The 24,957-nt window shown below is 67.9% G+C and carries 21 protein-coding genes and 1 pseudogene; 8 read left to right on the top strand and 14 right to left on the bottom strand.

Features of this window, described 5'->3' with window-relative positions; all coding sequences use genetic code 11:
• Window positions 1–50: 50 nt before the first annotated feature.
• Genes JRI60_RS51565 through JRI60_RS51555 form a run of 3 tightly spaced genes read left to right on the top strand, consistent with a single transcriptional unit; the run spans window position 51 to window position 2,618 of the window.
• Complete coding sequence (locus tag JRI60_RS51565) at window positions 51–1,286, top strand: AAA family ATPase (protein WP_204223523.1); 1,236 nt, start codon at window positions 51–53, stop codon at window positions 1,284–1,286.
• The gene (locus JRI60_RS51560; RefSeq protein ID WP_204223522.1) at window positions 1,286–1,906 is read left to right on the top strand and encodes a DUF4276 family protein; all 621 of its coding nucleotides are present in this window, start codon (window positions 1,286–1,288) and stop codon (window positions 1,904–1,906) included. Before JRI60_RS51565 ends, JRI60_RS51560 begins: the two co-directional genes overlap by 1 nt.
• A 13-nt stretch (window positions 1,907–1,919) precedes the next feature.
• Window positions 1,920–2,618 (top strand): hypothetical protein, encoded by a 699-nt coding sequence (locus tag JRI60_RS51555; protein ID WP_204223521.1) that lies wholly within the window; start codon window positions 1,920–1,922, stop codon window positions 2,616–2,618.
• Between the two features lie 10 nt (window positions 2,619–2,628).
• Here JRI60_RS51555 and JRI60_RS51550 read toward each other — a convergent pair whose 3' ends face one another.
• From JRI60_RS51550 to JRI60_RS51500, 11 genes are all read right to left on the bottom strand, one after another.
• Window positions 2,629–5,361: a glycoside hydrolase family 44 protein gene (locus JRI60_RS51550; protein ID WP_204223520.1), complete on the bottom strand. Its 2,733-nt coding sequence runs from the start codon at window positions 5,359–5,361 to the stop codon at window positions 2,629–2,631.
• On the bottom strand, window positions 5,361–6,962 hold the full coding sequence (epsD, locus tag JRI60_RS54240) for an exopolysaccharide biosynthesis glycosyltransferase EpsD (protein WP_239470228.1): 1,602 nt from the start codon (window positions 6,960–6,962) through the stop codon (window positions 5,361–5,363). The genes JRI60_RS51550 and epsD overlap by 1 nt, the downstream gene beginning before the upstream one ends.
• Complete coding sequence (locus tag JRI60_RS51540; protein ID WP_204223519.1) at window positions 6,959–7,603, bottom strand: hypothetical protein; 645 nt, start codon at window positions 7,601–7,603, stop codon at window positions 6,959–6,961. The genes epsD and JRI60_RS51540 overlap by 4 nt, the downstream gene beginning before the upstream one ends.
• Window positions 7,604–7,710: 107 nt before the next feature.
• Window positions 7,711–9,246, bottom strand: coding sequence for an exopolysaccharide repeat unit polymerase (wzy, locus tag JRI60_RS51535; RefSeq protein ID WP_204223518.1), 1,536 nt, complete (start codon window positions 9,244–9,246; stop codon window positions 7,711–7,713).
• Between the two features lie 35 nt (window positions 9,247–9,281).
• Window positions 9,282–10,472 carry an exopolysaccharide biosynthesis GT2 family glycosyltransferase EpsU gene (gene epsU, locus JRI60_RS51530; protein WP_204223517.1) on the bottom strand — a complete coding sequence of 397 codons (1,191 nt, stop codon included), beginning with the start codon at window positions 10,470–10,472 and terminating at the stop codon, window positions 9,282–9,284.
• Between the two features lie 46 nt (window positions 10,473–10,518).
• Window positions 10,519–12,021 carry a GumC family protein gene (locus JRI60_RS51525; RefSeq protein ID WP_204223516.1) on the bottom strand — a complete coding sequence of 501 codons (1,503 nt, stop codon included), beginning with the start codon at window positions 12,019–12,021 and terminating at the stop codon, window positions 10,519–10,521.
• A 4-nt stretch (window positions 12,022–12,025) separates the two neighbouring features.
• On the bottom strand, window positions 12,026–12,424 hold the full coding sequence (locus tag JRI60_RS51520) for a response regulator (RefSeq protein ID WP_204223515.1): 399 nt from the start codon (window positions 12,422–12,424) through the stop codon (window positions 12,026–12,028).
• 21 nt (window positions 12,425–12,445) lie between these two features.
• Window positions 12,446–12,619 (bottom strand): hypothetical protein, encoded by a 174-nt coding sequence (locus tag JRI60_RS51515; protein WP_204223514.1) that lies wholly within the window; start codon window positions 12,617–12,619, stop codon window positions 12,446–12,448.
• 12 nt (window positions 12,620–12,631) lie between these two features.
• Window positions 12,632–13,852, bottom strand: coding sequence for a hypothetical protein (locus tag JRI60_RS51510; protein WP_204223513.1), 1,221 nt, complete (start codon window positions 13,850–13,852; stop codon window positions 12,632–12,634).
• 4 nt (window positions 13,853–13,856) lie between these two features.
• A complete protein-coding gene (epsY, locus tag JRI60_RS51505; RefSeq protein WP_204223512.1) occupies window positions 13,857–14,477 on the bottom strand; it encodes an exopolysaccharide export protein EpsY in 621 nt (206 codons plus the stop codon).
• Window positions 14,478–14,497: 20 nt separating this feature from the next.
• Window positions 14,498–16,036 carry a flippase gene (locus tag JRI60_RS51500; protein WP_239470227.1) on the bottom strand — a complete coding sequence of 513 codons (1,539 nt, stop codon included), beginning with the start codon at window positions 16,034–16,036 and terminating at the stop codon, window positions 14,498–14,500.
• Window positions 16,037–16,354: 318 nt separating this feature from the next.
• Between JRI60_RS51500 and sitA6 (JRI60_RS51495) the strand changes: the two genes are divergently transcribed.
• From sitA6 (JRI60_RS51495) to sitI6 (JRI60_RS51480), 4 genes are all read left to right on the top strand, one after another.
• Entirely contained in the window at window positions 16,355–17,089 is a 735-nt protein-coding gene (sitA6, locus tag JRI60_RS51495) for a SitA6 family polymorphic toxin lipoprotein (RefSeq protein WP_204223510.1), read from the top strand.
• A gap of 70 nt (window positions 17,090–17,159) precedes the next feature.
• Window positions 17,160–17,819 carry a SitI6 family double-CXXCG motif immunity protein gene (gene sitI6 / locus JRI60_RS51490; RefSeq protein WP_239470226.1) on the top strand — a complete coding sequence of 220 codons (660 nt, stop codon included), beginning with the start codon at window positions 17,160–17,162 and terminating at the stop codon, window positions 17,817–17,819.
• A gap of 133 nt (window positions 17,820–17,952) precedes the next feature.
• Window positions 17,953–18,687, top strand: coding sequence for a SitA6 family polymorphic toxin lipoprotein (gene sitA6, locus JRI60_RS51485; RefSeq protein WP_204223508.1), 735 nt, complete (start codon window positions 17,953–17,955; stop codon window positions 18,685–18,687).
• Between the two features lie 7 nt (window positions 18,688–18,694).
• Window positions 18,695–19,417 (top strand): SitI6 family double-CXXCG motif immunity protein, encoded by a 723-nt coding sequence (sitI6, locus tag JRI60_RS51480; RefSeq protein ID WP_204223507.1) that lies wholly within the window; start codon window positions 18,695–18,697, stop codon window positions 19,415–19,417.
• A 47-nt stretch (window positions 19,418–19,464) separates the two neighbouring features.
• On the opposite strand, the pseudogene JRI60_RS51470 reads toward sitI6 (JRI60_RS51480), so the two are convergent.
• Both JRI60_RS51470 and JRI60_RS51465 read right to left on the bottom strand, forming a co-directional pair.
• Window positions 19,465–20,377 (bottom strand): annotated as a pseudogene (locus JRI60_RS51470) (DUF2381 family protein).
• A gap of 148 nt (window positions 20,378–20,525) precedes the next feature.
• On the bottom strand, window positions 20,526–22,547 hold the full coding sequence (locus JRI60_RS51465) for a serine/threonine protein kinase (RefSeq protein ID WP_204223504.1): 2,022 nt from the start codon (window positions 22,545–22,547) through the stop codon (window positions 20,526–20,528).
• A gap of 106 nt (window positions 22,548–22,653) precedes the next feature.
• Here JRI60_RS51465 and sitI6 (JRI60_RS51460) point away from each other — a divergent pair, with 106 nt between their 5' ends.
• Window positions 22,654–23,253 carry a SitI6 family double-CXXCG motif immunity protein gene (sitI6, locus tag JRI60_RS51460; RefSeq protein ID WP_204223503.1) on the top strand — a complete coding sequence of 200 codons (600 nt, stop codon included), beginning with the start codon at window positions 22,654–22,656 and terminating at the stop codon, window positions 23,251–23,253.
• A gap of 40 nt (window positions 23,254–23,293) precedes the next feature.
• Here the strand turns inward: sitI6 (JRI60_RS51460) and epsZ are convergent, their stop codons facing one another.
• Window positions 23,294–24,871: an exopolysaccharide biosynthesis polyisoprenyl-phosphate hexose-1-phosphate transferase EpsZ gene (epsZ, locus tag JRI60_RS51455; protein ID WP_239470225.1), complete on the bottom strand. Its 1,578-nt coding sequence runs from the start codon at window positions 24,869–24,871 to the stop codon at window positions 23,294–23,296.
• Window positions 24,872–24,957: the final 86 nt, after the last annotated feature.

Below are 24,957 nucleotides of genomic sequence, written 5' to 3'. Positions count from 1 at the left end.
CGTGGATACCGAGCTGTCGTCAGCCCTGGAGGCGTCATTGGAGAGTTCTGATGCCAGCGCCTGAGACTCCTGGGCAGACCTCCTTGTTCAACGTGCCGAGGAAGCGCGTACCGTTTCTGACACGCGTACGGCTGCGCAACTACCGCAGCATCGCCGCATGTGACGTGGAGCTCGGGCCCCTGACGTTCCTCGTGGGTCCGAACGGTTCCGGAAAGAGCAATTTCCTGGATGCGCTGCGGCTCATCACCGACGCTCTGCGGACTTCACTCGATCACGCCCTGCGAGATCGCGGTGGTGTGCACGAGGTGCGTCGGAGGTCCAGCGGCCATCCCACCCACTTCGGTATCCGGATCGAGTTCCAGCTCCCCGACGGGGAGTGGGGGCACTTCTCATTCGAGGTGGGCGCGCGCTCCCATGGTGACTATGCGGTCCAGAGAGAGGAGTGCAAGGTAGGGAATGCACGGTACCTCGTGCGTGAGGGCGAGGTCGTCATCAAGCCCACCCCCATCGCGCCACCGGGCTCGGATGATCGCCTGTACCTCGTCAACGCCGCGGGTCTGCCGGAGTTCCGTCCCGTGTTCGACGTGCTCTCGAACATGGGGTTCTACAACCTGAATCCGGACAAGATTCGAGCTCTTCAAGCTCCCGACAAGGGCGAGCTGCTCGCACGCGATGGTCTCAACCTGTCGAGCGTGCTCGAGCGCCTGGAGAAGCTGGACGGAGGGAGTACGAAGCGGCGCATCGAGGAGTACCTCAGCCGTATCGTGCCGGGGTTGGAGGGTGTGGATCCCAAGCGCGTCGGGCACATGGAGACCCTGGAGTTCCGTCAGCACGTCGAGGGCTCCAAGGATCCCTGGCGCTTCCCGGCGATCAACATGTCCGACGGGACCCTGCGGGCGCTGGGTATCCTCGTTGCCCTCCTCCAGGCCAGGGTCGAGGATCGTGTGCGCCTCGTGGGTATCGAGGAGCCCGAGGTCGCGCTGCATCCCGCTGCGGCGGGAATCCTGCGAGATGCCCTTCGCGATGGCTCACGGCATGCGCAGGTGATCGTGACGAGCCATAGCCCTGAGCTCCTCGATGCTTCCGATGTCTCCGCCGAGGAGATCGTCTCGGTCGTCGCCGAGAAGGGGAAGACCTTCATTGCCCGGCTCGACGAGGCCACGCGCTCCTCTCTCAAGGATCGGCTCTACACGGCCGGCGAGCTGTTGAAGACGAACCAGCTGACGCCCGAGCTCGAAGCCGTTCCCGAGCCCAACCAGCTCCACCTCTTCGAGCTGGAGGCCTGATGAAGGTAGGGCTCATCGTCGAGGGCCATGGAGAGGTCGCGTCGGTCCCCATCCTCTTGCGGAGGATCCTGCAAGAGCTGGCACCCGCACTGAATCCCGTTGTCTTGCCTCCACATCGAGTCCCCCGGGGGCAACTCGTCAAGGAGGAGGGACTCCAGCGCGCCGTCGAGTTCATGGCGAGAAAGGTGGGGGACGATGGGCGAATCCTCATCCTGCTCGATGCGGATGACGACCTTCCCTGTGTGCTGGGCCCCAGGCTCCTGACCAAGGCGAGAGAGCACCGCCCGGATCGTGACATTTCGGTGGTCGTCGCGAAGCGTGAGTACGAGGCTTGGTTCCTGGTTGCCGCGGAGTCGCTGCGTGGCCGACGAGGTCTTCCAGGAGATCTTGCCCCTCCGCCCGCGCCCGAGGAGGTTCGAGATGCGAAGGGCTGGCTGAGTCATCACATGGTGGACGGTTATAGTGAAACGATCGATCAGCCTGCCCTGACGAGCCTCTTCGACCTGACGACCGCGCGACGCGCGGGCTCCTTCGACAAACTCTTTCGCGAAGTCGAGCGCCTCTTGGGCCTCGCTGTTACTCCTCCTCCGGCCCCCGTCGAACCTGACGGAGGCTCGTGAAGAGGGCTCACAGATGGACAGGAATCTCGCGCGTGCCAACCCGCGCGCCTACGCCATTCTCCACGCGGGAGTGGACTCCGAGGCCGAGGCCGCCTTCCTGCGCACGCTCCCGCCCGAGGACATCGCCCTGCACGTGCGGGCCCTGCTGGGATCGCTCGTGTTGCCGCCCCACCCCATCACGGGGGGCCAGTTGGAGCCGACCGTCGAGGTCCGGGGCACGGAGAAACTCGGCCTCGTCGCGAGCCTGTACGTCGAGGAGTCGGAGGAGCAAGCCCGGGTCTCCGGCTTCGACGTCATGAAGGCGCACTGGTTGAAATCCGCGGAGATGCACGTGCTGCTCGATGCGCTGTGGCTGGCGAACGCCACGCTCGCGCAGCGCCCCTCGAAGACCACCGTCCTCTTCGCCGACGGCGGCCAGGACCTGTCGTTGGATGCGCGCCTCGGGCTCGTGGAGACCCTGTACGAGGGCCTGGCGTTCAAGCGTGTCGACCTCACCTTCTCCCGCTGCTCGATAGGCCCCGATGGACGCCAGGGAGAGGGGTGCGCTTCTCTCTCGCTGCACTGGCTGGCGCCGGACGGCGGCGAGGCGCTGGCGCTGTTCTCCCATGTGATGGGCAACGCGAAGCGTGATGGGCTCGTGTCGTGGGGTCGGGCGCTCTCCCGGGAGCGGGGCTGGCCCCGCTGGGAGAACTGCGAGCACGTGGAGGGCTGACGCCCGGCGCTCACTTGGCGATCGTGATGTCCAGGATGGTCATGGACCAGGGCGGGAGCAGCACCTGCATGTTGCCGCCGGACTGGAAGAAGGACTTGCGCTCGGAGAAGCCCGAGGGCTCACCGGCGTAGCCCAATACCCGGGCGCTCCGCACGTCGCCGCAGCCCCTGAATTCCACCTGGGCATTGCGAGCCACGTCCGCCTCCAGGTTGAGGGCGACGGCCACCAGCCGCTTGCCGTCGTCGCTGCGCGAGGCGAACAGCGACATGCCCTGGCCCTCCGCGGGCTTCTCGAAGCTGGAGGGCACGTAGTTGTCCTGGAAGCGCCCGCCCTTGCCGTCGAAATTGCGGAAGGCGCGGAACGCCCAGAACGTGGGGCTGCGGAAGGGCGGGTAGGTGAAGTGGAACGCCGAGGTGAGGTTCTGCTCGGCGAAGCGGCCCAGTGCCTCGGCCTGCGCGAGCCCGCCGCTCATGTGCTTCGTCGCGCCGAAGTTGTACTCACCAATCGACAGGCCGCGGCCCGGGTAGTTCTCGGAGATCCACCGCTTCACGCGGGGAATCAGCTCGACCTTGTCGTCGATCCAGGACTCGTCCTTGTACGTCGGGTCCCACAGCGCGCGGGTGGAGCGGATGCGCCGCGCCGAGGTGTCGGGGTCCGTGGCGCCCGTCTCCTCGAAGCCGATGCCCTCGCCCTGCGGGTAGAAGTGCACGTCCACCACGTCGAGGATGCGGGTGCCCGTCTGCTTCTCGTGCTCGGCGAGCTTCTTCAGGTACCAGGCCAGCAGCGGCACGTTGCCGTGCGCCTTGCGGTCCTTCTTGTTTCCGCCCGGGGCCACGTCCGCCGCCGAGTTGAAGTAGTTCGTCCAGCCCCACTCGGCCGGGCCCGCGATGATGGCCTCCGGGTCCGCCTGCCGCACGGCGGTGCCGTAGGCGATGGTGCGCTCGAGCAGCTCGTCGTAGGTGGCCGGCTCCGGGTGCACGTCGCGGTGCGTGGTGTTCCAGAGCATCGGCTCGTTGTCGAGCAGGTACATGTGCACGCTGCGTCCGCGGGCCTTGTCCTTCTCGCGGATGGTGCGCACCCACTCGTGGATGAACGAGGGCGGTGCCTCGACGCTCGTCTGCGTGGGCTGGGGCGGCGTGAGGGCCTCGCCCGAGGGCGCGATGCCATTGCCGGCCTCGGGCACGTCCGGGTCCATCTTCTGCTGCATGCCGAAGACGGTCCTGGGGAAGCCCATGGAGGTGGCGTCCTTGGACACCCAGCCCAGCATGGGGACGGTGAGCGCCGTCTGCACGCCGCGCTGCAGGTTGGACTGGAGGAAGTTGTCGTAGGTGTACTGCGGCGTGGCGACGATGATGTTGCGGAAGAAGTAGTCGTTGGCCGTGTTCCAGACGTTGCCCAGCTTCCAGTTGTAACGGGAGGTGGGGTTGCCGCCCCAGCGGCGCGCCGTGGCGCCGAGCTCCCACTGGTGGCTGTCCTTCGTCTCGCGCATGTTGTTGAACGCGATGCCGTAGATGAGCGGGCTGATGCGGTGGACGGGCGCGGTGCAGTCCACCACCACCTTGGCCCCCTTCGCGTCGCCGAAGGCCACGCGGCCACCGCCCACGGCGGCCGCGTCCTTGGGCGCCTGCGCCACGGTGGGCGTGACGAGGTTGGCGAAGCCCACCTGGTTGAGCTCCACCTGCTCGTTGCTCACCTTCTTGTACGCGCGCAGGACGATCTGCGTGAAGGGGTGCTTCTCCGGGTTGAGCTCCGACAGGGGGACGAACACCTGCGTCCACTCGCCGTCGCGGGCGGTGACGTAGGAGTCCGCCAGCCGCACGCGGGGAAAGAGCATCTCTCCCTCGGAGTCCAGCCGCACCTCGAGGAAGTCGCCGAAGCTGGCCGGGGCGTGGTAGCGCAGCGTCAGCCCACCGTACTCCGACTGCAGGCCCTTCTTGTGCAGCACCCAGCCGCCCAGGTTGGCCATGTGCAGCTTCGCGGGGGTGGCGCCCTTCAGCTCGCGCTCGGACCAGCCATGGTCCTCCCAGCCCGGCTGCAGGCCGTTGTCATAGGCCAGCTCCACCGGCTCGATGACGGGCTTGGGCGCCGACCCGTCCATCTGCCGCGCCTGCTCCACCAGCGCGGTGCCGTCGGCGGGCGTCATGCCACCGGGGCCGGTGAGGCCCACCTGGTCCAGCTCCACCCAGTCGCCGCCCACCTTCTTGTGGGCGCGGATGACGATGCGGGAGAAGGGCACCTTCTGGGGGTTGAGCTGCTCGAGGGGGACGAAGAGCTGCACCCACTCGCCCTCGCGGCGCGCCACGTGGGTGCCGTCCACGCGCACGCGGGGGAAGAGCGTCTCGCCCTCGGAGTCCAGCCGCACCTCGAGGAACTCCCCGTAGTCCTGGGGCGCGCGGTAGCGCAGCGCGAGTCCGCCGAACTCGCCCTCGATGCCCGTCTTGTGCAGCATCCACCCGCCCAGGTTCTCCATGCGCAGCCTGGCGGGGGCCTGCTCCTTCAGCTCGCGCTCGGCCCAGCCCTCGTCCTTCCAGCCGGGCTGGAGGCCGCTGGCGTAGGCCACCTCGGTGAGCGCCGGAATGGCGTAGACGCCCGAGGGCGAGGCCTGCGCGGGGGTCGCCGCCTGGGCCTCGGAGGTGCCGCGCTTGCACGAGCCCAGCACCGGCGCGCACGCCCACACCCCGGCCAGCAGGACCACCCGGGCCTTCGCTCCACGCCATGCACCGCTGCTACCGGACCGCCGCATCACTCGCCGTCCACGTCCTTGCGCGGGACGATGCGCGCGGGGATGCCCACCGCCACGCTGTCCGGGGGAACGTCCTTGAGCACCACCGCGTTGGCGCCGATGCGCGAGCGCGCGCCAATGGTGATGGGGCCGAGGATGCGCGCTCCAGCGCCCACCCACACGTCATCCTCGATGACGGGGTAGCCGTCATCCTTCGCGGTGCCCACGGTGTTGTTGCCGTAGAAGCGCACGCGGTTGCCCACCTTCGCGTCGCCGCCCACCACGGTGCCCAGGCTGTGCACGAAGTAGACGCCGCTGCCCAGCTCCACGTCCTTGCCGATTTCGACACCCAGCACCGCCGTCTGCGCCACGCGCAGCGCGTGGTTGCCGAGCGGAATGCCCAGCCCGCGCGCCGCCTCGCGCAGCCGCTGCAGCGCCAGCACGCGGAAGCCGTCCGAGGTGAGCACCATGGCGGCCACCGCCTTCACTCCCGGCTGGCCGTACTCGGAGCGCGCCACCTCCAGCGCGTCCTGCTTGAGCGCCTTCGCCAGCTTGAGCACTTGGCCGGGCTTGCCGCCGGTGAGCGCGAAGCGGGCCGCGCGCGCGGCCGCCTTCGGCAGCGAACCCGCCTCGGCGCGCGCCCCACGCAGGTACTCCATCACGTAGGCCACCGAGGTGCCCGCGAAGGCCGCCTTGCGCAACCCCACCTTGTCCGCCAGTCGCGCCGCCCCCATCACCGCCTCCGTCACCGGGCGGGTGGCCTCGGGCGCCACCACCGCCGCGGCCAGCAGCGGCCGGGCCAGCGGGTTCATCTCGAAGAGGTAGCGCCAGGGGTCCACCTGCGGCACGTCCGGGTGCTTGTCGGCCAGGTGCGTGTCGAAGACGCCGTAGCGGTGCGCCCGCTTCAGCCACTTCTCGAAGCTGGTGTGATCCGAGCCGTGCAGCACGTACGCCGCGGTGCAGAACTCGAAGCGGCAGCCCGCCTTCTCCAGGCGCACGCCCAGCTCGATGTCCTCCGACTGGCCCAGGCTCTTGTCGAAGCCGCCGGCCGCCACGTAGTCCTCGCGGCGGAAGGAGACGTTGCCGGTGAAGAGCTGCCAGCCGCGCGCGCGCCGCTTGGGGCCGCTCATGCTCGCGGCGATGCGGTTGTTGAGCCACGCGTACCACCGCTCGAAGAGCGGCATGTCGGAGATGGCCGGATCCGGGCGGATGCCGCCGATGACCACGTTGCGCGAGCCCCGGGGGTGACGCTCCAGGTGCCGCGCGAGGAAGTCCTCGGCCACCTGCATGTCGTCATCCGTGATGAGCACCACGTCGCCGCGCGCCGCGAGCACGCCGCGGTGACGGGCCGCCGCCGCGCCGGCGTTGGCCTGCGTCTCCACGCGCAGGGTGTAGGGCAGCTTCAGCTTCTCCAGGTGGGGCGCGGCCGGCTCGCGCGAGCCGTCGTCCACCACCACCACCTCGAACTCGGAGGGCGCCAGCGTCTGCCGGGCCAGCTGTCCGAGCAGCCGTTGGATGAGCTCCGTGCGGTTGTAGGTGGCAACGACCACACTCAGCCGCGGGCGCGAGGCCTCGGGCCGAGGGGGAACAGCGGCGCCAGGGGCGCCGGGGGCTGCACTCATTTCTTCGGGGCTCCAGACGGGGGCTGCAGGGTAACGCTTCCCAGGAAGCGCTCCTTCCCGACCAGCTCCAGCGTACGCCTCGCCGAGGTGTAGTCCGAGGTGCCGAGCGACACGCACAGCAGCGCCTTCTCGGCCGCCAGTGCCACTTCCAGCCCCACCGGGTTGGAGACGATGGAGTCGATGAGGACCACCACCCGGTCCCCCTGCTCCACGTACGCCATCATCTCCGCCACCACGTGCTGGGCCGCGCCCAGCTCCAGGCCCTCGGCATCCAGGAAGTGGATGGGCGTGCTGCCCTGCTTGCTCCCCACCTCGAGGATGGCCTGCGCCGCCTGCATGCCCGAGCAGCTCTCGTGCGAGGGCACCACCACCAGCGACGACCAGCGGGTGCGCTGGTTGAGCATCGCCCACAGGTGCAGGAGCGTGCTGGAGGGGGCGGTGCTGACGGGCTTTTGCGGCTGTTCGACGACCTCGGGTACCGCGTCCCCGTTGGGGGGCGGGCCGGGCGGAGACGGAGGCGTGGGCTGCGGCCGGTTGCCTCTCACCACCGACAGCGGCTGGACCACGCGCCGTTGGTCGGGCGGATTGGGGCCCCCGTTTCGCGAGCCACCCTTCGTCTTCTTGTCATGAGGCTCGAACATGGGTAGCCCCATGTTAGCGCGTTGTGAACCGTTTGGCAGCACCGAAGAGGTCGATTCAGGGCCCCGATTGTCAAATTTCCGTGGCCTCTTGAGTTTACGGTGCGATATCATACCAGATTTCCTACTGGATTGTGCGAATTCTCGGGCGCTGAGACTCCGGTCCCGAGATTTCGAGCCGTTCGAGCCGTTGGCCAGGCCTGCGTCACCACCGCGAGCTTGCTGGCGCACACCACGGCCATCGCCGCCAGCAGGGTGCCCATCCAACTGATGGAACCCATGTCACCGAAACACTGCTGGGTATAAGCCACAAACACCGACAGCGCCACCAATCCACCTGCACGGGCCTGTGGCTCGTGGGCCCGGTGGTAGGAGCGCACGGCCAGGAAGACGGCGATGGGAATCCACAGCCACAGCCCGCTGAAGCCCACCACGCCACCGAAGGCGAGCAGCCCAATCACCGAGTTGTGCGGGTGGTAGAGGTAGTCGGCGAAGGCGTGCGAGATGTCGGGCAGCTTCATCACCTCGTCGAACGGGTGCCCCCAGCCGGTGCCGAGGATGGGGTTGCGGTTCCACGTGTGGACGTCGTTGAAGTTCTCCATGTCGCGGTAGTCCATCTGCCCCTTGGCGAGGTTCTCACCCACCAACATGGACTTGATGGTGCCCACGGGGGCGAAGACGCCCGTGGGATTGCGCCAACCCACCGTGACGTAGAGGGGGAAGAGGGGCAGCAGCAGCAGGGCGATGCGGGTGATCTTGCGCTTCACCCCGCTCCACGGGCTGAGGATGTACCCGGCGACCAGACAGATTTGAAAGCTGGCGTAGGCCAGGCGCCGGTCGTTGTAGTGCATGCCCATGAAGATGACGGCGCATACCCAGACCATGCGCCAGAAGTGCTTGCGGATGGGCTGCTCCGTCCAGGCCCAGATGACGCAGGCCAGGCCCGTCACGTACAGCAGCGTGTCCGAGTGCGTGGTGGCGTACTCGTGGTACAGGCCGCGGGGGCGGGCAATCGTCAGGATGAAGAAGGCGCCCAGGAAGGCCTTGGTGCAGCAGCCCACGATGATGATGCGCCCCAGGGTGCGGAAGTCCTCGGGCCCTCGCACCGCGGCGTTGAAGAGCATCACCAGCAGCGGCAGGACCATCATCTGGTGCCACTGGAACTTGGCCACGCGCGCCACGCCGCCGTTGACGTAGATGCCCCAGAACTGCATCCAGACGATGGTGAGGGGCAGGATGATGAGTCCAATCACCAGCGGCTTGGGCAGCGGCAGCGGGTCCGGGTCGATCTTGATGCCGTTGGCGCGCCGGTAGAAATGGAGCACCAGCAGGCCGACGAGGGCCAGGTCCAACAGCGGCAGCGTCAAGCCCGGCACGGTGAAGAGCAGCTTGCCGAAGAAGTACAGCGGCGACTGCCAGTGCCCCTCGTAGGGGACCTCGGTGACGAGGTCCACCGTGACGGCCGCGGCGAAGAGGCCGAACGTCAGGTGGCGCAGCTTCTGCCGGCACACCCACCACAGGCCGGCGGAGCCCACCACGGGCAGCGGCGCCAGCGCGGGCGCGGCGACGAGGAGCCCGATCGTGGCCAGCACCAGCGTGGCCATCATCATCAGGAAGACGGGCTTGCGCGAGAGGAGGGCTTCCATCGTCGTCCAGGGAGGCAGCTCCTCCCATTCTCAGCTCAGGGCTTCTGTCCCTCGCGCGCGGTGCGCACCCACTCGCCCTTCTTCTCCTCGGGACGGCTGACCATCAGCCACAGCTTCCAGGCCACGTAGAAGGGCGCCCGGGCCAGGGCGCCCAGTCCCGCCAGGCCCATGCCGGAAATCCACCAGCCGCGCATCACGTACAGCACGAGCGCCAGCACGCTGGCCGCCGCCACGAACGCCGACGGCCCCACCGCGCCCCGCCACCAGGCCAGCACCGCCGAGCCCACCGCCACCGCGCCCGAGCCCAGCACCACCCAGCTCAGCGGCGGCACCAGCAGATCCATCGCCAGGTCCACCAGCACCTTGTCGCCCTTGCGCAGGCCCTCGGCGAGCAGCGGCGCGCCGAACTTGCGCATCATCGCCATGCGCCCACCCTCCCAGCGGCGGCGCTGCGAGCGCGCGGCCTTCTCGCTGGACACCATCTCGCCCAGCGCCTCGGCCTCCCACGCGTAGTGCACGCGCTGGCCGGCCTGCCCCAGGCGGATGCCGTACTCCAGGTCCTCCACGATGGAGAAGGCCTCGTGGGGCACCTGGCGGATGATGGCGTGGGTGAAGCACATGCCGTTGCCGCGCAGGCCGCACGACACGCCCAGCCGCTCACGGCCCAGCGAGCGCACCTTGTGGAAGAGGGCCATGGAGATGGCCATCAGCTTCGTGCGCCACGAGGCATGCGGGTTGAGCACGCCGTAGTGCGCCTGCACCGCCTGGGCACCGGCCTCCAGCCGCGCCGCGAAGGCGTGCAGCAGGTTGTCCGTCACCTCGGTGTCCGCGTCCACCACCACCACCGCGTCGGCGAAGCCGTCCTTCAGGCTCTGCTCGAAGGCGTACTGCAGGGCGTAGCCCTTGCCGCGCAGCTCCTTGTTGTGGCGCACCAGCACCGTGGCGCCGGCCTCGCGCGCCCGGTCCGCCGTGGCGTCCGAGCAGTTGTCGGCCACCACCATCACGCGCCGCAGCTCCACCGGCCAGTCCACCCGCGACAGGTTGGCCACCGTGCGGGCGATGCCCGCCTCCTCGTTGTGGGCGGGGATGATGATGTCGAACTTGAGGCGGGGCGCCACGCGCGGTGGCGCCTCCTTGTTCCCCGACAGGAGCGTGAGCAGCAGGAGGTAGCCCGAGGCGACGAGCACCGGCAGGGCCAGGAGGACGAGCAGCAGTTCGAGCAGCATCACGGCTTCTGGGGACTTCGGGTGGAGCGCGGGGGCACCGCGCTATCTACTGGGACTGCGACTCCAACGGCTGCTGCTCCAGCTCGGCCAGCACGGGCAGCCCGAGGCCTCGCTTCACCTGCCAGGCCTGCAACAGCTGGCCGCTGAGCACGTCGCGCGCGATGGCCGCGAAGATGCCCAGGATGAGGCCCGCCACGATGCCGCCGATGGCGATGAGCTTCGCGTTGGGCTTCACCGGCGTGCGGGGGAACTCGGCCGGGGTGAGCAGGGTGTAGCGGTACTTGAACGAGGCCTGGGAGATGTCGCGCTCCAGCTTCGCCGAGTCGATGCGCTTGCGCAGCTGCTGCAGGATGATGGTGCGCGAGCGCACCTCGTCCAGCGACACCGCCGCCTTCGGGTTCTCCGACACCGCCGGGAGGATGCCCATCAGCACGCGCTCCAGGCCGTACGGGTCCGGCATGGGCTCGTCGGGGAAGGGCACCGAGCCGCCGCCATAGCGCTCGTACTCCCGCGTCAGCTCCCGCTCCTCGGACTGCAGCGCCGTCGTCTGCGGCGAGACCTGGGCCCGCAGGCCGGAGATGCGCTGGTTGAGCTCCACGATGGTGGGGTGGTTCTCCCCGTAGAGCTTGCGCTGCGCCACCAGCTCCGCGTTGAGCTGCTCCAGGCGCCGGCTGTGCTGCTCCTCGGAGTCCGAGATGGCGCGCCGCTTGGCGCGGATGAGGAAGCGCATCTCCGCCAGGTGCTGGTCCATGTTGAAGCCACCCACGCGCGGATCTCCGATCGCACGGCGGCGTTCGATCATGATTTCAGCGAAGACCTTCTCGAAATCGGTGAAGGCCTTCTTGTAGTTCTCGGTGGCCTGCTTCTCGTGCATCTCGAGGATGTCGAGCGCGTCGTTGATGCTGGAGAGGTCCTCGCGCTGGCGCGCCTCGAGGAAGCTCTGCTGCGCGGCCTGCACCAGATCCGCGGCCAGCTGCGGGTCGGGCCAGGTGATGCCGATGGTGACCTTGCCGTCGTCGGTGCTCACCATGAGCGCCTTCTCCATCATGCCCACCATGGCATCCAGCTTGATGTCCTCGGTGGGGCGCCCGGACAGCAGGTGCATCACCGTGTCCTTGAAGCGCAGCAGCGGGGCGCGCGTGGCCTCCCAGCGGTCCAGCAGGTTGACGCGCTTGATGAGGGCCACCAGGTTCTCGCGCCGCATCACCGCCTGGGCGGCCGAGCGCGTCACCGAGTCCACCTCGCCCGGCGGGCGCAGCGGGTTGGGAGGATCCGGATCCAACGCCGGAATGCGGTCCGGGTTGACCAGCGCGGCGATGGTGGAGGCGCGCTTGGGCAGCAGCGAGGACTCCGAGTAGTAGCTGCGCGGCAGGAACTTGGCGAGCGCCAGTCCCAGCGCCGCCGTCACGATGAACGTGCACAGCGCCAGCAGCTTGTGGCGCAGGATGGCGTTCTTCACGTAGCCGAAGTAGTCGCGCAGCGCCTCCCAGTCGAAAATCTGGGCCTGCGCCCTCTCCACCTCGGGAAGCTCGTCGGGCGTGTGAGCCATGGGTCTACGCCTCCTTCTTCGGGTGCGCGGCCAGCACCCGCTCCACCTGCTGGCGGAGCTCGTCGGGCGTGAAGGGCTTGATGAGGTAGCCGCTGGCGCCCGCCTCCTCGGCCTGCGCCCGGTCCATCGCCGAGGTGCGCGCGGAGATCATCAGCACCGGCAGGTCCTCCAGACCCGGCGTGGCGCGGATCTGCTCGCACACCTCGTAACCGGACAGGTCCGGCAGCGTCAGGTCCAGGCACACCAGGGCCGGACGCTCCTGGGTGATGAGCTCCAGCGCCGCGCGGCCACCGAAGGCCTCCTTGACGCGCGTGCAACCCAGGGACTCCAGCATGTCGCTCAACATCCGGCGGAACATCGGCGAGTCGTCGACGACCAGCACCGTCCCTTGCAGCTGCTCCATAAAATCTCTCGGGTCTTTTCTTCAGTCTTCCATGGACGTCCAGACGACCAGGACGAGGAAGGCGTAGATGAAGTTGTACGCCACGAACATCGCCACCGCTCGTTTCACGCCCCGAGACGGGTTGCGCTCGCGCGCCGCCAGGCTCGGCAGGATGATTGTGGCGTACAGCACCGACATCAGGATGAACTTCTTCATGGCCTGGTGCGCCTAAAGCCTACCACGGTCATAGCGGACAACCAATCCAACACTGGTGAACCATTGGACGACGGGCTCGTCGTCGATGACCAGGTGCTTCGTCCAGGTGAGCTGCCCCTTGCCCTGCACGTAGAGGTAGCGGGAGTTCGGCAGGGGATGGAGGACCTCGAGCTCGGTCTTGAATTCCGCGTCGGTCCGGTGAATTCCCGAGGTGAGGGGATGGGCATAACGGACCTTTCCGAGCACCTTGGCCTCGCGCCGGCCCTTCCACTCCAGGTCCACGCCCACATCGCCCCGGGGTATGAGCTGGGTGGTGATGGGATCCATGTAGGGGAGGTAGCGCGCGCGCACCTTGGCCTTCACGGGCCAGTGGTTGCCAAGCGGGACGGGGGCGTTGAGGGTGGTCTCCAGGATGGGCATGACCACGTCCTCCGGCAACCGATCCGGTCGCCTCGGATACACCCTACCTACAGCGATACCGGGCTCCACACTCAGGTCCACCAGCGGGGAGAAGAAGTGCTGGATGCCGGGGGAGAACTGGAGGATGGAGTCGCGGTTGCCGGTGGAGAAGGACACGTCCCGGCCGTACAGCGACAGGGTGAGGTAGTCGCGGCGGGTGGCGCCGTAGAAGGACTGGACGCGCAGCTCGGGGTAGCGCTGCTGCGGGTAGGCCGCGTCGTATCGATTGACGGGACGCACCCTCGGCTCCAACAGGCCGTTGACGACCCAACCGAGTGTGCCGCCGATGGACAGTCGCTTGATGCCGAGCGACGTCAAGAAGCCCACCGCCGTCTCCGTGTAGATGTAGGCGCTGCTGCCGAGCGTCTTGGCACCCTGGGCCGCCGGGAGCCCGCCGCCCGAGAGCCCTCCGCTCCCGAAGCTGTCGAGGGGGAAGTTGCCGTACGTGGTGGTGTGGACGGCGAGCAGGGTGAGGTCGCGGCGAATCTTGTAGTCGGCGCGCGTGTAGACGGACTGGAGGATCTCGAACGTGAATTTCTGGAACGCCTGCCGCATGAGGAACTGCGGCTCGTAGGAGAACTTCACCTCCAGGAGGTTGGTGTAGAGGACGCTGTCCAGACGCGGCGCGAGGACGATGTCCGACAACACGGGGCTGCCCTGCTCGGTGAGCAGGCGCGTGCGGACGACGGACTCGACTCGGGCCGAGGCCTTGTACTTGACGGCTGGGGCGGAGGCCACCAGCAGCCAGCCGAGGGCCAGGGCGGGCAGCGCCATGCGTCTACTCCACCACCACGACGTCGCCCGTCTTCAGGCGGAAGACGGAGGCATTGCCCTCGTTGCGCGTGAGGGCGGGCCAGGAGAAGCGGATGCGCACCGGCGTCTGGTAGCCGGGGTCCTTGCGCAGCACGTAGATGGCGTCGTCGCGCGCGTAGTCGGTGAAGCCGCCCGCCTCCGAGAGCGCCTGCAGCAGCCCGGAGCCCGATTCGAGCAGCTTCTTGCCCGGGTTGCGCACCTCGCCCAGCACGGCGATCTTGATGGGCTGGGGCTCGTCCACCATGACGGTGACGACGGGGTTGGCCACCAGGTCCTTGAGCTTCTGCTCCACCGCGCGGGCGAGCGCGGGCGGCGTCTGTCCCGCGGCGTCCACGTCGTTGATGAGCGGCAGGCTGATGCGGCCGTCATCGCGCACGCGCAGGCGCGAGGAGATCTGCCCCTGGTTCCACACGTTGACGTTCAGGACGTCGCCCTTGGTGATGATGTAGCTCTCCTCCTGCTTGGTGGGAGGGGGCTCGCGGTAGTCGTCCACCCAGACGAAGCGGCCCGGCTGATAGCAGGCGGACAACAGCAGGAGCGAGGCCAGCAGGGGCCAGCGGTGGGAGCGGAGGAGGTTTCGGCTCATGGCGGGCAGGGAGAGGGAGTTCATGCGGCGCGGGCCTCGGAGGGAGGCGGCTGGGTGGAGGCCTGGGGCTTGCGGCGGTTGCGTACCATGCGCACCACCCCGAGCACCTCGTCCTTGCGCACCGCGCCGGTGAGGAGGATGAGGAACACGTAGAGGACGCCGTCCACCACCAGGCGGGCCAGGCCCCGGAGCAGGGTGCTCGAGTCCAGCCCCAGCTGGCCCAGCAGCAGGTGCACGGCGGTGACGGCGGCGCACACCCCGAGCGTCTTGCCCAGCACGGCCTTGGAGCGCGCGTCCCACGCACGCTGGCCGATGGCGGACACGAGGATGAGGGTGACCACGACTTCGCAGATGGCCAGCGAGAGGGCGGTGGCGCTCGCGCCGCCCGTGAGACCCCGCCACGCGAGGAAGGGGCGGATGAGCAGCAGGTTGAGCACCAGGTTGAGCCCCGCGGCCAGGATGGAGGTGCGCGTCACCGTCCAGGTGCGGTTGTCCGCCATGAGCCAGCTGCCGCACACGGTGGCCACGTAGGTGAGCACGAAGATGGGCGCCAGCAGCCGCAGCACCGGCGCGGCGGGCAGGTAGTCCTCGCCAATCAGCAGCTGCACCCACGTCTCCGCGCCCAGCGCGAGCGCCAACGTCACGGGCACGGACAGCGAGACGATGCCCTCCAGCCCCCGGCGGAGGATGCTCGTGAACTCCTCCTGCGAGGTGGCCGCCGCGCGCGACATCATCGGCAGCACCACCCAGCCGAGGATGGGCGAGAGCAGCATCGTCAGGCCCGCGATGCCCCAGACGGCGCCGTAGTAGCCCACCTCGGTGGTGTTGGCGACGAGCCCCAGCACCATGACGTCCACGCGGCCATTGGTGGCCAGCGCCGCCTCGTTGATGAAGAAGGGCAGGGCGGCCACCAGCGCTCCGGTGGTGGCGCGTACGTCCAGGTTGAGCCGCAGCCCCGCGTGCTTGCGCGTGAGGTGGAAGAGGAAGACGGCCTTGAAGACCTCGGCGCCGATGAAGGGGGCGGCCAGCCACGGCAGCGGGGCGCGCAGCAGCAGAGCCAGCCCCAGCCCGAAGCCCCAGATGCACTTCATCAGGACGTGGGCCACCGACAGGCCATCCACCTTCTCATGGGCGTGCAGCACCGCGGCGAGGATGGCGTTGAGGCGGAAGAAGAACTGGTAGATGCCCAGCAGCAGCACCAGCGTCAGCACCTCGGGCGGCTTGCCCTCGCCGCGCAGCGCCACCCCCATGGCCCCCAGGAGCCCCACCGCCAGCACCACCTGCAGCAGCAGCGTGCCGGCGAAGAACTCGCTGGCGTGCTCGCGCCGGACGGCCACCTCCTTGCGGATGTAGACGTCCAGGCCCAGCGCGCTGAGGATGAAGAACGCGGCGGAGGTGCCGTTGGCCCAGTTGTACTGGCCGAAGCTCTCCGGTCCCAGCAGCCGAGGCACCAGCACCTGCAGGCCGAACCCGATGACGTACGTCACCAGCAGCGACCCGCCCAGCTTCAGGGCGTTGCGCAGGGGGCTGGGGGCGTCCACCGGTGCGGGCTCGGCCACGGGTGTGGCCACCGCGCTGGTCTGGGGCGTTTCGATGACGGGTTCCTCGATGGAAGGAAATGGCCGCCAGCAGTGAACGACAGAGGTCTCTCCCCGTCAAACAAACGCCTACAGGTCTGTAGGGCGGCCGGACGGGCATCTTAGCTCCTGAGAGGGCCTGGAGGTGCCTGGTCGAGGGCTCCTGGGGCGGGCGTGATGACGCCCCGGGGCTCGTTTGAGGCCCTCTGGCTTCCGGCGGGGCGGTGTCGGGACATCGGGCTACCGTCGACGCCGAGGTGGAAAGGGGCGGGCCCCTTCTGCCCGAGGGGGCTGCGCGCCATGAACACGTGGAAGCTGTGGGGGGTGCTGCTCGGCGTGTGGCTGTCTGGCTGTGCGGCCTCGGATTCTTCGCTGCGCGAGGCGGAAGCGCTCGACACCACCTACCTGGAGGCCCAGCGGGAGGAAGGGGAGTCGTGTCTCGTCCTGCTGTGTGACGAGGAGGTGTGCGGCTTCTTCCGCTGCGAGGCGGTGGCGGAGGCAGTGGCCACGAGCCAGGGCGAGGAGACGGCGCCCGGGCAGGTGGTGAAGACGTGGGCCAACTCGAGCGCGGTGAGCAGCGGCTCACCCATGAGGTACTGGGGCGGCCCGCTGCCGCTGCCGAAGCAAAAGGGCGCCGTCTTCGTCATCCCCTGGCGCAACCACCACCTGCGCAACCTGCTGCCGAGCCAGCAGCAACAGCAGGAAGAGGCCGACGAGAAGCTGAACCGGCCTCACGAGAAGCACCACATCTTCTCGCAGGCGTTCAAGAATTGGTTCGAGAGCAAGGGCATCGACATCCATCAGTGGACGATGCTCATCGAGACGACCCTGCACAAAAGCATCCACCGCGGGCCCAGTGGTGGCCCCTGGAACGCGGCGTGGCGGCAGTTCATCGCGGAGAACCAGTACAACGAAAAGCTGACGAAAGAGGAGATCTGGAAGTATGCCGGGGAGTTGTGTGTGCGCTTCGGACTGATGGCCCCCCTCCAGCCGTATTACGGTGGGAAGAGGCTGCCGCCCCCCATCGAGTTCTGAGGAGAAGATGCGGTTCTACGAATTGGGTTGTGTCCCGTACGGGAGCTCGCGCTACACGGGGGAGTTCCCCATGGACCATCGATGGGGTCTGCCCGGCGTGCATTGCCCCACGTGTGACGCCAGCTGGAGTGGTATCTCGGAGGCCTACCCGAGCGTGGATCTGTCGGGGCTGCCGGAAGCGAAGCAGCTCGAGAAGGCTTGGCTGGAGGAGGACTTCCAGAAGTTCGAACGCTTGCGGCAGATGGTGCGGCCCCTGGTGCCCACTTGGGCTCGGCTGATCCCCGGCACCAGCTTTGGTCCACTCGTGGGTTCGGCGCGGGGCACCTTCCCTCAGTTGTACCTGCTCTACTCGTGGATGCTCATCATGCGCCGTGAGGCGCTGGAGCAGCTCCAGGCGGAGGGGCTGCGGGGACTCAAGGGCGCTCGTACCGAGCTGCGCTTCCGGCAGCGGAATTCACCGGAGTTGCTGGAACTGGAGTTGGAGCCGCACGGCTTGTTGCACCCGGACTGCCTGCCACCTGGCAAGACCGAGCCGTGCGGGACGTGCGGTGGTTATGAGTTCGGTCTACCCAAGCAGCCGTTGCTCGATGAATCCTCGTTGCCGGAGCATCTGGATGTGTTCCGGTTGCGCAACTGCCCTGGCTTCATGGTCATCAACGAGCGTTTCGCGGACACCCTGCACCGGCTCGGCTTCGAGGAGTTCTCCCTGCGCGAGCTGCCCGTGCGTTGAGTCCCACGACACGGACTTCAGCCGAACGCTGTAGGGCGTGTCGTCCTGGGACTCGGGCTACTGGTGTCTGGCGCGTGCTACCGTCCACGCCCAGGGGCGGGGGAGCCCCTTCCACCCAATGGGGCTGCGCGTCATGAACACGTGGAAGCTGTGGGGGGTGCTGCTCGGCGTATGGCTGTCCGGCTGCGCGGCCACGGATTCTTCGCTGCGCGAGGCGGAAGCGCTCGACACCACCTACCTGGAGGCCCAGCGGGAGGAAGGGGAGTCGTGTCTCGTCCTGCTGTGTGACGAGGAGGTGTGCGGCTTCTTCCGCTGCGAGGCGGTGGCGGAGGCAGTGGCCACGAGCCAGGGCGAGGAGACGGCGCCCGGGCAGGTGGTGAAGACGTGGGCCAACTCGAGCGCGGTGAGCAGCGGCTCACCCATGAGGTACTGGGGCGGCCCGCTGCCGCTGCCGAAGCAAAAGGGCGCCGTCTTCGTCATCCCCTGGCGCAACCACCACCTGCGCAACCTGCTGCCGAGCCAGCAGCAACAGCAGAAGGAGGCCGACGAGAAGTTGAACCGGCCTCACGAGAAGCACCACATCTTCTCGCAGGCGTTCAAGAAGTGGTTCGAGAGCAAGGGCATCGACATCCATCAGTGGACGATGTTCATCGAGACGACCCTGCACAAGAGCATCCACCGTGGGCCAAATGGTGGCCCCTGGAACGCGGCGTGGTGGCGGTTCATTGAGGAAAACCGAAACAACACCAATCTGACGAAGGAGGAAATCTGGAAACACGCAGGGGAGTTGTGCGTGCGCTTTGGCCTGATGGCGCCGCTCCAACCATATTACGGTGGGAAGAGGCTGCCGCCCCCCATCGAGTTCTGAGGAGAAGATGCGGTTCTACGAACTGGGCCATGTCCCGTATGGGAGCTCGCGCTACACGGGGGAGTACCCCATTGACCATCGGTGGGGTCTACCCGGTGTGCATTGCCCTACGTGTGGCGCGAGCTGGAGTGGTATTTCGGAGGCCTACCCGAGCGTGGACCTGTCGGGGCTACCAGAGGCGAAGCAGCTCGAGAAGGCCTGGCTGGAAGAGGACTTCCAGAAGTTCGAGCGTTTGCGGCAGATGGTGCGGCCTCTGGTTCCTGCCTGGGCGCGGCTGACCCCTGGCACTGCATTCGGGCCACTCGTGGGCGCGGCGCGAGGCACCTTTCCTCAGATCTACATGCTGTATGCATGGATGGTCATCATGCGCCGTGAGGCGCTGGAGCAGCTCCAGGCGGAGGGGCTGCGGGGACTCAAGGGCGCTCGTACCGAGCTGCGCTTCCGGCAGCGGAACTCACCGGAGTTGCTGGAACTGGAGGTGGAACCGTACGGCTCGTTGCACCCGGATTGCCTGCCACCAGGCAAGACCGCGCCCTGTGAGACGTGCTGGGGCTACGAGTACAGCGTGCCGAAACAACCGCTGCTCGACATGGCTTCGCTGCCGGAGCAGTTGGACATTTTTCAACTGCGCAACTGCCCTGGCTTCATGGTCATCAACGAGCGCTTCGCGGACACCCTGCACCGGCTCGGCTTCGAGGAGTTCTCCCTGCGCGAGCTGCCCGTGCGCTGAGCCCCGCCCGAGACCTGTCAGAGGGCCGAGTGCCTCGCGGTGCGGCACTACGGGAAGGTCACGTTCTCCAGAACGACCGAGCCCCTGTCCTCGCCCCACAACGTGAGGGTGTATGCACCCACCGCCTGCCACGTCGTTGCTTCCACCTCTACCATGATCCGGACCGTCTGCCCCGGGAGGATGGGCTCTGGTCGCCACAGGGGAAGTGGCGTCAGTTGCTCACCATGGGGGCTCCGCAGCACGGCTCCCGCTGGCGTCCAGGGCTTCGCCCCCCGGGTTCGTCAGTTTCATCTCCACCGCCACCCGGCGCTTCGAGCGGTAGGTCCAGGCCTGGGGCTCGTTCAGCACGTTGCTCGGTTTCTGCTTGATGACCGTGGGGATGTCCTGGCTCTGGACCCCGCCTTTTTCGTCCATGTGGCCCGCGAGGCGCAGGCCCAGGAGACCGCCCGGCCCCTCCTGCTCGGCCCGTATCCGCTCCTTCTCCTGTTCGCATCGCTGGAGCCTGACCTGTGTCTCCCAGGTTTCTCGCTGGTAGAACGCCACCGGGCGCGTGTGGCGGATGACCTCTACCTGCCGAGCAGCGAGGGCCGGGTGCACCACCAGGAGGAAGCTGGCACTCTCTGGAGCCGCACCGTCCTGGAAATAGACGGTCACCCGCAGTGGCTCCGCGTCACGCATCGCTTCCGAAGCAACGAGGGTGAGGGCATCCGCCGCCTCCAACACGCGACGGAATCGCTCTCGTCCCTCCAACTCCACGCGCGCCACCTTCGCATCGAAGAAGAAGTTGGTGGACAGCTCCGGGCTGATGCACAACACCCGTGTGTTCCTGACCGCGTCCGCGCCCATTTCCACCCGGAGGTCGCCCGATTCACAGGAGGGAGGAAGGGGGCTCTCTGGAGCATCCGCCGTTACTGCGATGAGCGCCGCCGTCAGGATGCTGGCAGCTGATACGAGGGGCACGGGAGTCTACCTCTGGGGAAACGCCGTGGGGGGAAACCGCAGCGGTTGGTCTCTACCACACCTCGCCGGGCGCGCTCGGGAGCAACTGGTCCGATTGTCCGACCAGTTCGTCCGGCGCGCGACCGGACGATCCCCTTCTCTGCCTGGTTCAGTTGTCGTCCCTCACGCGGAAGCGAGCCGTGGACGTCACGGTTGAGTGGGAGGCGATCCTGACGGTATCGCGCCCGCTATCGGGCATGACGACGACACCCGGATGCATGCTCGAAAAGAACTCGATGCATACGGGGAAGGGTTTCCCCTCGGGCGTAAGGGCCTGGGTGAAGCGGCCGTAGACACGCTTGCCCCCGAAGAGCAGTTCTCCAGTGAGGAGTGTGCCAGAAGGCAGCTTTCCCAGTGGTTCGTCTATCACGACCTGGGTGGGGCCCTCCGTCACGGTGATGCGGACCGGCTCCGCGTTGACGAACCCGGGGAACACGAACGTTGTCCCATCCCCGAGGACGATGCCCAGCTCATTCTCCATGGTTTCCACGGAGTGGCGGGGGCACTCGGCGGGCTGCGGCGTGGAGCGTACCTGGGGCGTGGTGCTGGTGCAGCCGACGAGGATGATGGTGCAGAGGGTGCCTCTGCAGACCTTCCTGGCGATGGGCTCGCAGCGCCGCGCTTCTCGCTGGGGTGGGGGCTTCGGCTTCTCTTGTTTCTTCACGCGGGAGTCTTCCTTGCGGAGCATGGCGGTGGCGAACTCGGACGCGGGGAGGGAGGGGAGGTACGGCAGCGCGCCTTCGCCAGTCGCAGGATTCAGCGGCGCGCCGGTCAGCGCCATTTCACGCCCGGAGCCGCCGTCTACAGTAGGGCAAACCCCGGCCAACGTATGCGGTGCAGCCGGGCTGTCCGCTTCGGGAGCATCCGCCTGTGGCGGGAACAGGCGACTCCACGCCCCAACGCCCAGCACCAGGGCGAGGGCTGTCCCGGCGAGGACGGCCAGGGGCCACCACCTCCTTATTGCGGGTGCGGTCTCGGCAGGCTGGGTGATGGGCTCCTCGTCGGCGGGTCGGGATGAGGATGCTTCCTCCAGGGACTCCCGCCGAGCCGCCACCGGCTCGCCCGGCGGCTCGTCCACCACCTCGATGGGAGCGCCTCCCTCCTCGGAGGACAGGTATCCACGCCGGGGCTCGTGCTCGAGCCACCGGAGCACCCAGCACAGGGGCGCCTCCGTGTCCGTACCCACCGGCGAGGGCTTCTCCGAGGCGCTGTCGTCGGGCGCGTCCGCCGCGCACAAGGGCACATCCCAGCTCGGCTCTCCCCCGGCCTCGTCCAGGGCCCCCCTCAACGCCGCGCACACCTCCTCCACGCTCGAGTACCGGCCCTCCTGCTTCTTCTCCAGCATCCGCAGGCAGAGCCCGGAGAGCGCCAGCGGCACGCGCGGGTTGAGCACATGCGGGGCCACGGGCTCCATGTGGCGGATGCGCTCCGCCAGACCTCCCCCTTCCGGGTCGTACCTGTCCCCGAAGGGCAGGGTGTTGGTCAGCAACCAGTAGAAGGTGACCCCGAGGGCCCACACGTCATCGGCCCGGGTGAACTCGTACCGGTCTTCCCCCGCCCTGTCCCAGCTGAAGCGGTAGGCCTCGGGCGAGCGGAACTCATAGGTGCCCGGGGGCAGGGGGTTCGTGGTGAGCCGGGGCGCCCCGAGGTACGAGCCCACGCCGAAGTCGATGAGGACGGGCTGCTCCCCCTCGCTCCGGATGAGGAGGTTCTCGGGCTTGATGTCCCGGTGCAGCACGTCCCGCTGGTGCACCTCCCCCAGCGCGAGCGCGGCCTCCAACATGAGGTGCGCGGCCTTGCGCGCCGGAGGGTCGTTCGCCCGCGCGTACGCCTCCAGCGTCGGGCCCTCGACGAGCTCCATGACGATGTAGGGCGTGCCGTCGTGGGGCTCGGGCCATTGGTCGCACCCGATGAAGCGCACCACCCGGGCGCTGTCCATGCGCAACAGGATGCTGATTTCGCGCCGGGCGCGGCCTCCGAGCGCGGAGGCATGCAGGAACTTCAGGACGACGAAGCGCCCGGCTCGCTCGGCCTTGAAGACGGTGCCCCCGCCGCCACGGCCCAGCCTGGCGACGATGCGGTAATCCCCCACCTTTTCGCCCATGTCGGGGAGCTTCGCGAAAAAGCCCATGGAACATGACCTCCAGAGTGATTTACCGTAGCAGAACCCCGGAAGTGGTTGATGGGCACAATGCTCGAACGCAGGCCGCCGCCTCCATCGAGCGCTTGAGGAGAAGATGAAATTCTACGAGCTGAACTCCATTCCTGATGAGACCACGCCCTACTCGGGCCATCTCCCCGCTGGATACGGGTGGGGCCCGCCCGGTCCTCCGTGCCCCTCGTGTGAGGGCACCGCGGTGGATGTCACGGAGGACCACCCGAGCGTGGCGCCGTCGGAGCGCGGGCCGTTCGTGAGCACGTCTCGTGGCGACTTCGCGCAGCTCCTCATCCAGAACCCCTGGCTGGTGCTCATGCGCCGTGACGCGCTGGCGCAGCTCCAGGCCGAGGGAATCCTCGGGCTCAAGGGCCGCCGGACGGAGCTGCGCTTCCGTCAGCAGAGCGCACCGGAGTTGCTGGAGCTGGAGATTTCGCCGTACGGCCTCTACCACCCGGACTGCGAGCCGCCCGTCGACTTCGCACCGTGCGGGCGGTGCGGTCGCTACGAGCTCAGCCGTCCGAAACAACCGCTGCTCGATGGGGCCTCGCTGCCGGAGCACCTGGATGTGTTCCGGTTGCACAACGGTGCCGCCACCCTCGTCATCACCGAGCGCTTCGCGGACACCCTGCGGCGGCTCGGCTTCGAGGAGTTCTCCCTCCGCGAGCTGCCCGTGCGCTGAGCCCCACTTCCCGAGGGCCCAGCGCGCCTTCCCGTCCCCGTCAGCTCGCGCCGCTGCCCGTGAGCACCACGGGCACCGTCTTGAGGATCAGGTTGATGTCGTTCTTGAGGCTCCAGTGGTCGATGTACTGCATGTCCAGGTACATCCACTCCTCGAACGAAATCTGATTCCGCCCCGACACCTGCCAGATGCAGGTCAGCCCCGGACGCACCGACAACCGGCGGCGCTGCCACGCGGCGTACTTCTCCACCTCCTTCGGGATGGGCGGACGCGGCCCCACCACGCTCATCTCGCCCCGCAGCACGTTGATGAGCTGCGGCAGCTCGTCGATGGAGTACTTGCGGATGAAGCGGCCGATGCGCGTGATGCGCGGATCGTTCTTCATCTTGAAGACCGGACCCGTCTGCTCGTTGAGCGCCTCCAGCTTCGCCTTCAGCTCCTCGGCGTTCACCACCATGGAGCGGAACTTCAGCATGTTGAACGTCTTGCCGTGCAGCCCCACCCGCTTCTGCTTGAAGAAGATGGGCCCGCGGCTGGTGAACTTCACCCCCAGCGCCACCCCGATGAGCAGCGGTGAGAGCACCGCCAGCGCCGCCGCCGAGCTCATGATGTCGAAGAGCCGCTTGAGCGCCATCTGGTGCGGCTGGAAGGCGTGCGTCATGAAGTGCAGGTAGCCGTCCGAGACCGCGTGGTCATCCACCGGCCGCGCCCGGTCGAACCGGAAGTGGTACGCCGGCAGCGCGAAGGGAATCCCGAAGTTCTCACACAGCTTCACCGCGTTCTGCATCTCCGCCGAGTGCTTCAGCATGTTGCCGGCGATGAACACCTCGTCCACCGGCACCGTGCACAGGATGTTCTCCAGATCCTTCACCGTCCCCAGCACCGGCGCCGGCGGCGTCGCCGTGGCCGTGTCGTTGCTGAAACTCAGGTAGCCGATCACCTTGCGCCGGTGCTTGCTGTTCAGGTCCTCGCCCGTCAGCCGGCCCATGGCGCCCACGCCGATGATGAGCACCTCGTCCAGCGGCTGCTCCTGCACCGACAGCTTCCGGAAGAAGTACAGGCGCAACAGCGCCACCGAGGGCCACAACAGCGGCGGGAACAGACTCAGCGCGACGATCCACGACTCGGTGCCCATCACCAGACGCGTGAGGAAGAGCACCACCGTGACGACCATCACCTGGATGGAGATGAGCGCCAGGTCATCCAGCCGCTCCCGGTCCGCGAAGCGCATGTCATAGAGGCACAGCGCCGTGCCCACCACCAGCCACGAGAGGATTCCCACTCCCAGCAGCACCCAGACGTCCGTGCGCTCCAGGTGCAGGTCATGGCCCATCATCGTCGTGGAGACGAGCAGCGCCGTCACCACCAGCACCAGGTCCACCGCCAGGTTCAGCTTGGCGGCGAAGCCCGGGGCGAAGCGCGGGGAGTTCGGCTCGGCCGCCACGGGCGACACCACCGCCAGCGGTTGCGTCACCGGCGTGGGCGCTCCCGTCAGCACCATCGGCACTGGCGTCTCGGCGGGACCCGACCCCGTGGGTGGGGTCTCGGGACTTGCCTTCGCGGTGGTGGTGGTGGGCGGCTCGCTGGAGGTCGAATCAACTTGAGATGCGGGTCGCATTGCTGGCCTTCCGGAATTCACTCCCGACGGATCCGCATGATAGGGGACCCGAACGTCGGCAAGAAGCCGGGGAGTGCCAAGTGTTG

It is taken from the genome of Archangium violaceum (assembly GCF_016887565.1).
GTDB classification, from domain to species: domain Bacteria; phylum Myxococcota; class Myxococcia; order Myxococcales; family Myxococcaceae; genus Archangium; species Archangium violaceum_B.
This window is presented reverse-complemented; position numbering and strand designations above follow the sequence as displayed.

Excerpts from the sequence above, each read along its gene's own strand:
- JRI60_RS51565 (WP_204223523.1), top strand. The coding sequence starts at position 51 with ATGCCAGCGCCTGAGACTCCTGGGCAGACCTCCTTGTTCAACGTGCCG.
- JRI60_RS51560 (WP_204223522.1), top strand. The coding sequence starts at position 1,286 with ATGAAGGTAGGGCTCATCGTCGAGGGCCATGGAGAGGTCGCGTCGGTC.
- JRI60_RS51555 (WP_204223521.1), top strand. The coding sequence starts at position 1,920 with ATGGACAGGAATCTCGCGCGTGCCAACCCGCGCGCCTACGCCATTCTC.
- JRI60_RS51550 (WP_204223520.1), bottom strand. The coding sequence starts at position 5,361 with ATGCGGCGGTCCGGTAGCAGCGGTGCATGGCGTGGAGCGAAGGCCCGG.
- epsD (WP_239470228.1), bottom strand. The coding sequence starts at position 6,962 with ATGAGTGCAGCCCCCGGCGCCCCTGGCGCCGCTGTTCCCCCTCGGCCC.
- JRI60_RS51540 (WP_204223519.1), bottom strand. The coding sequence starts at position 7,603 with ATGTTCGAGCCTCATGACAAGAAGACGAAGGGTGGCTCGCGAAACGGG.
- wzy (WP_204223518.1), bottom strand. The coding sequence starts at position 9,246 with ATGGAAGCCCTCCTCTCGCGCAAGCCCGTCTTCCTGATGATGATGGCC.
- epsU (WP_204223517.1), bottom strand. The coding sequence starts at position 10,472 with ATGCTGCTCGAACTGCTGCTCGTCCTCCTGGCCCTGCCGGTGCTCGTC.
- JRI60_RS51525 (WP_204223516.1), bottom strand. The coding sequence starts at position 12,021 with ATGGCTCACACGCCCGACGAGCTTCCCGAGGTGGAGAGGGCGCAGGCC.
- JRI60_RS51520 (WP_204223515.1), bottom strand. The coding sequence starts at position 12,424 with ATGGAGCAGCTGCAAGGGACGGTGCTGGTCGTCGACGACTCGCCGATG.
- JRI60_RS51515 (WP_204223514.1), bottom strand. The coding sequence starts at position 12,619 with ATGAAGAAGTTCATCCTGATGTCGGTGCTGTACGCCACAATCATCCTG.
- JRI60_RS51510 (WP_204223513.1), bottom strand. The coding sequence starts at position 13,852 with ATGGCGCTGCCCGCCCTGGCCCTCGGCTGGCTGCTGGTGGCCTCCGCC.
- epsY (WP_204223512.1), bottom strand. The coding sequence starts at position 14,477 with ATGAGCCGAAACCTCCTCCGCTCCCACCGCTGGCCCCTGCTGGCCTCG.
- sitA6 (WP_204223510.1), top strand. The coding sequence starts at position 16,355 with ATGAACACGTGGAAGCTGTGGGGGGTGCTGCTCGGCGTGTGGCTGTCT.
- sitI6 (WP_239470226.1), top strand. The coding sequence starts at position 17,160 with ATGGACCATCGATGGGGTCTGCCCGGCGTGCATTGCCCCACGTGTGAC.
- sitA6 (WP_204223508.1), top strand. The coding sequence starts at position 17,953 with ATGAACACGTGGAAGCTGTGGGGGGTGCTGCTCGGCGTATGGCTGTCC.
- sitI6 (WP_204223507.1), top strand. The coding sequence starts at position 18,695 with ATGCGGTTCTACGAACTGGGCCATGTCCCGTATGGGAGCTCGCGCTAC.
- JRI60_RS51465 (WP_204223504.1), bottom strand. The coding sequence starts at position 22,547 with ATGGGCTTTTTCGCGAAGCTCCCCGACATGGGCGAAAAGGTGGGGGAT.
- sitI6 (WP_204223503.1), top strand. The coding sequence starts at position 22,654 with ATGAAATTCTACGAGCTGAACTCCATTCCTGATGAGACCACGCCCTAC.
- epsZ (WP_239470225.1), bottom strand. The coding sequence starts at position 24,871 with ATGCGACCCGCATCTCAAGTTGATTCGACCTCCAGCGAGCCGCCCACC.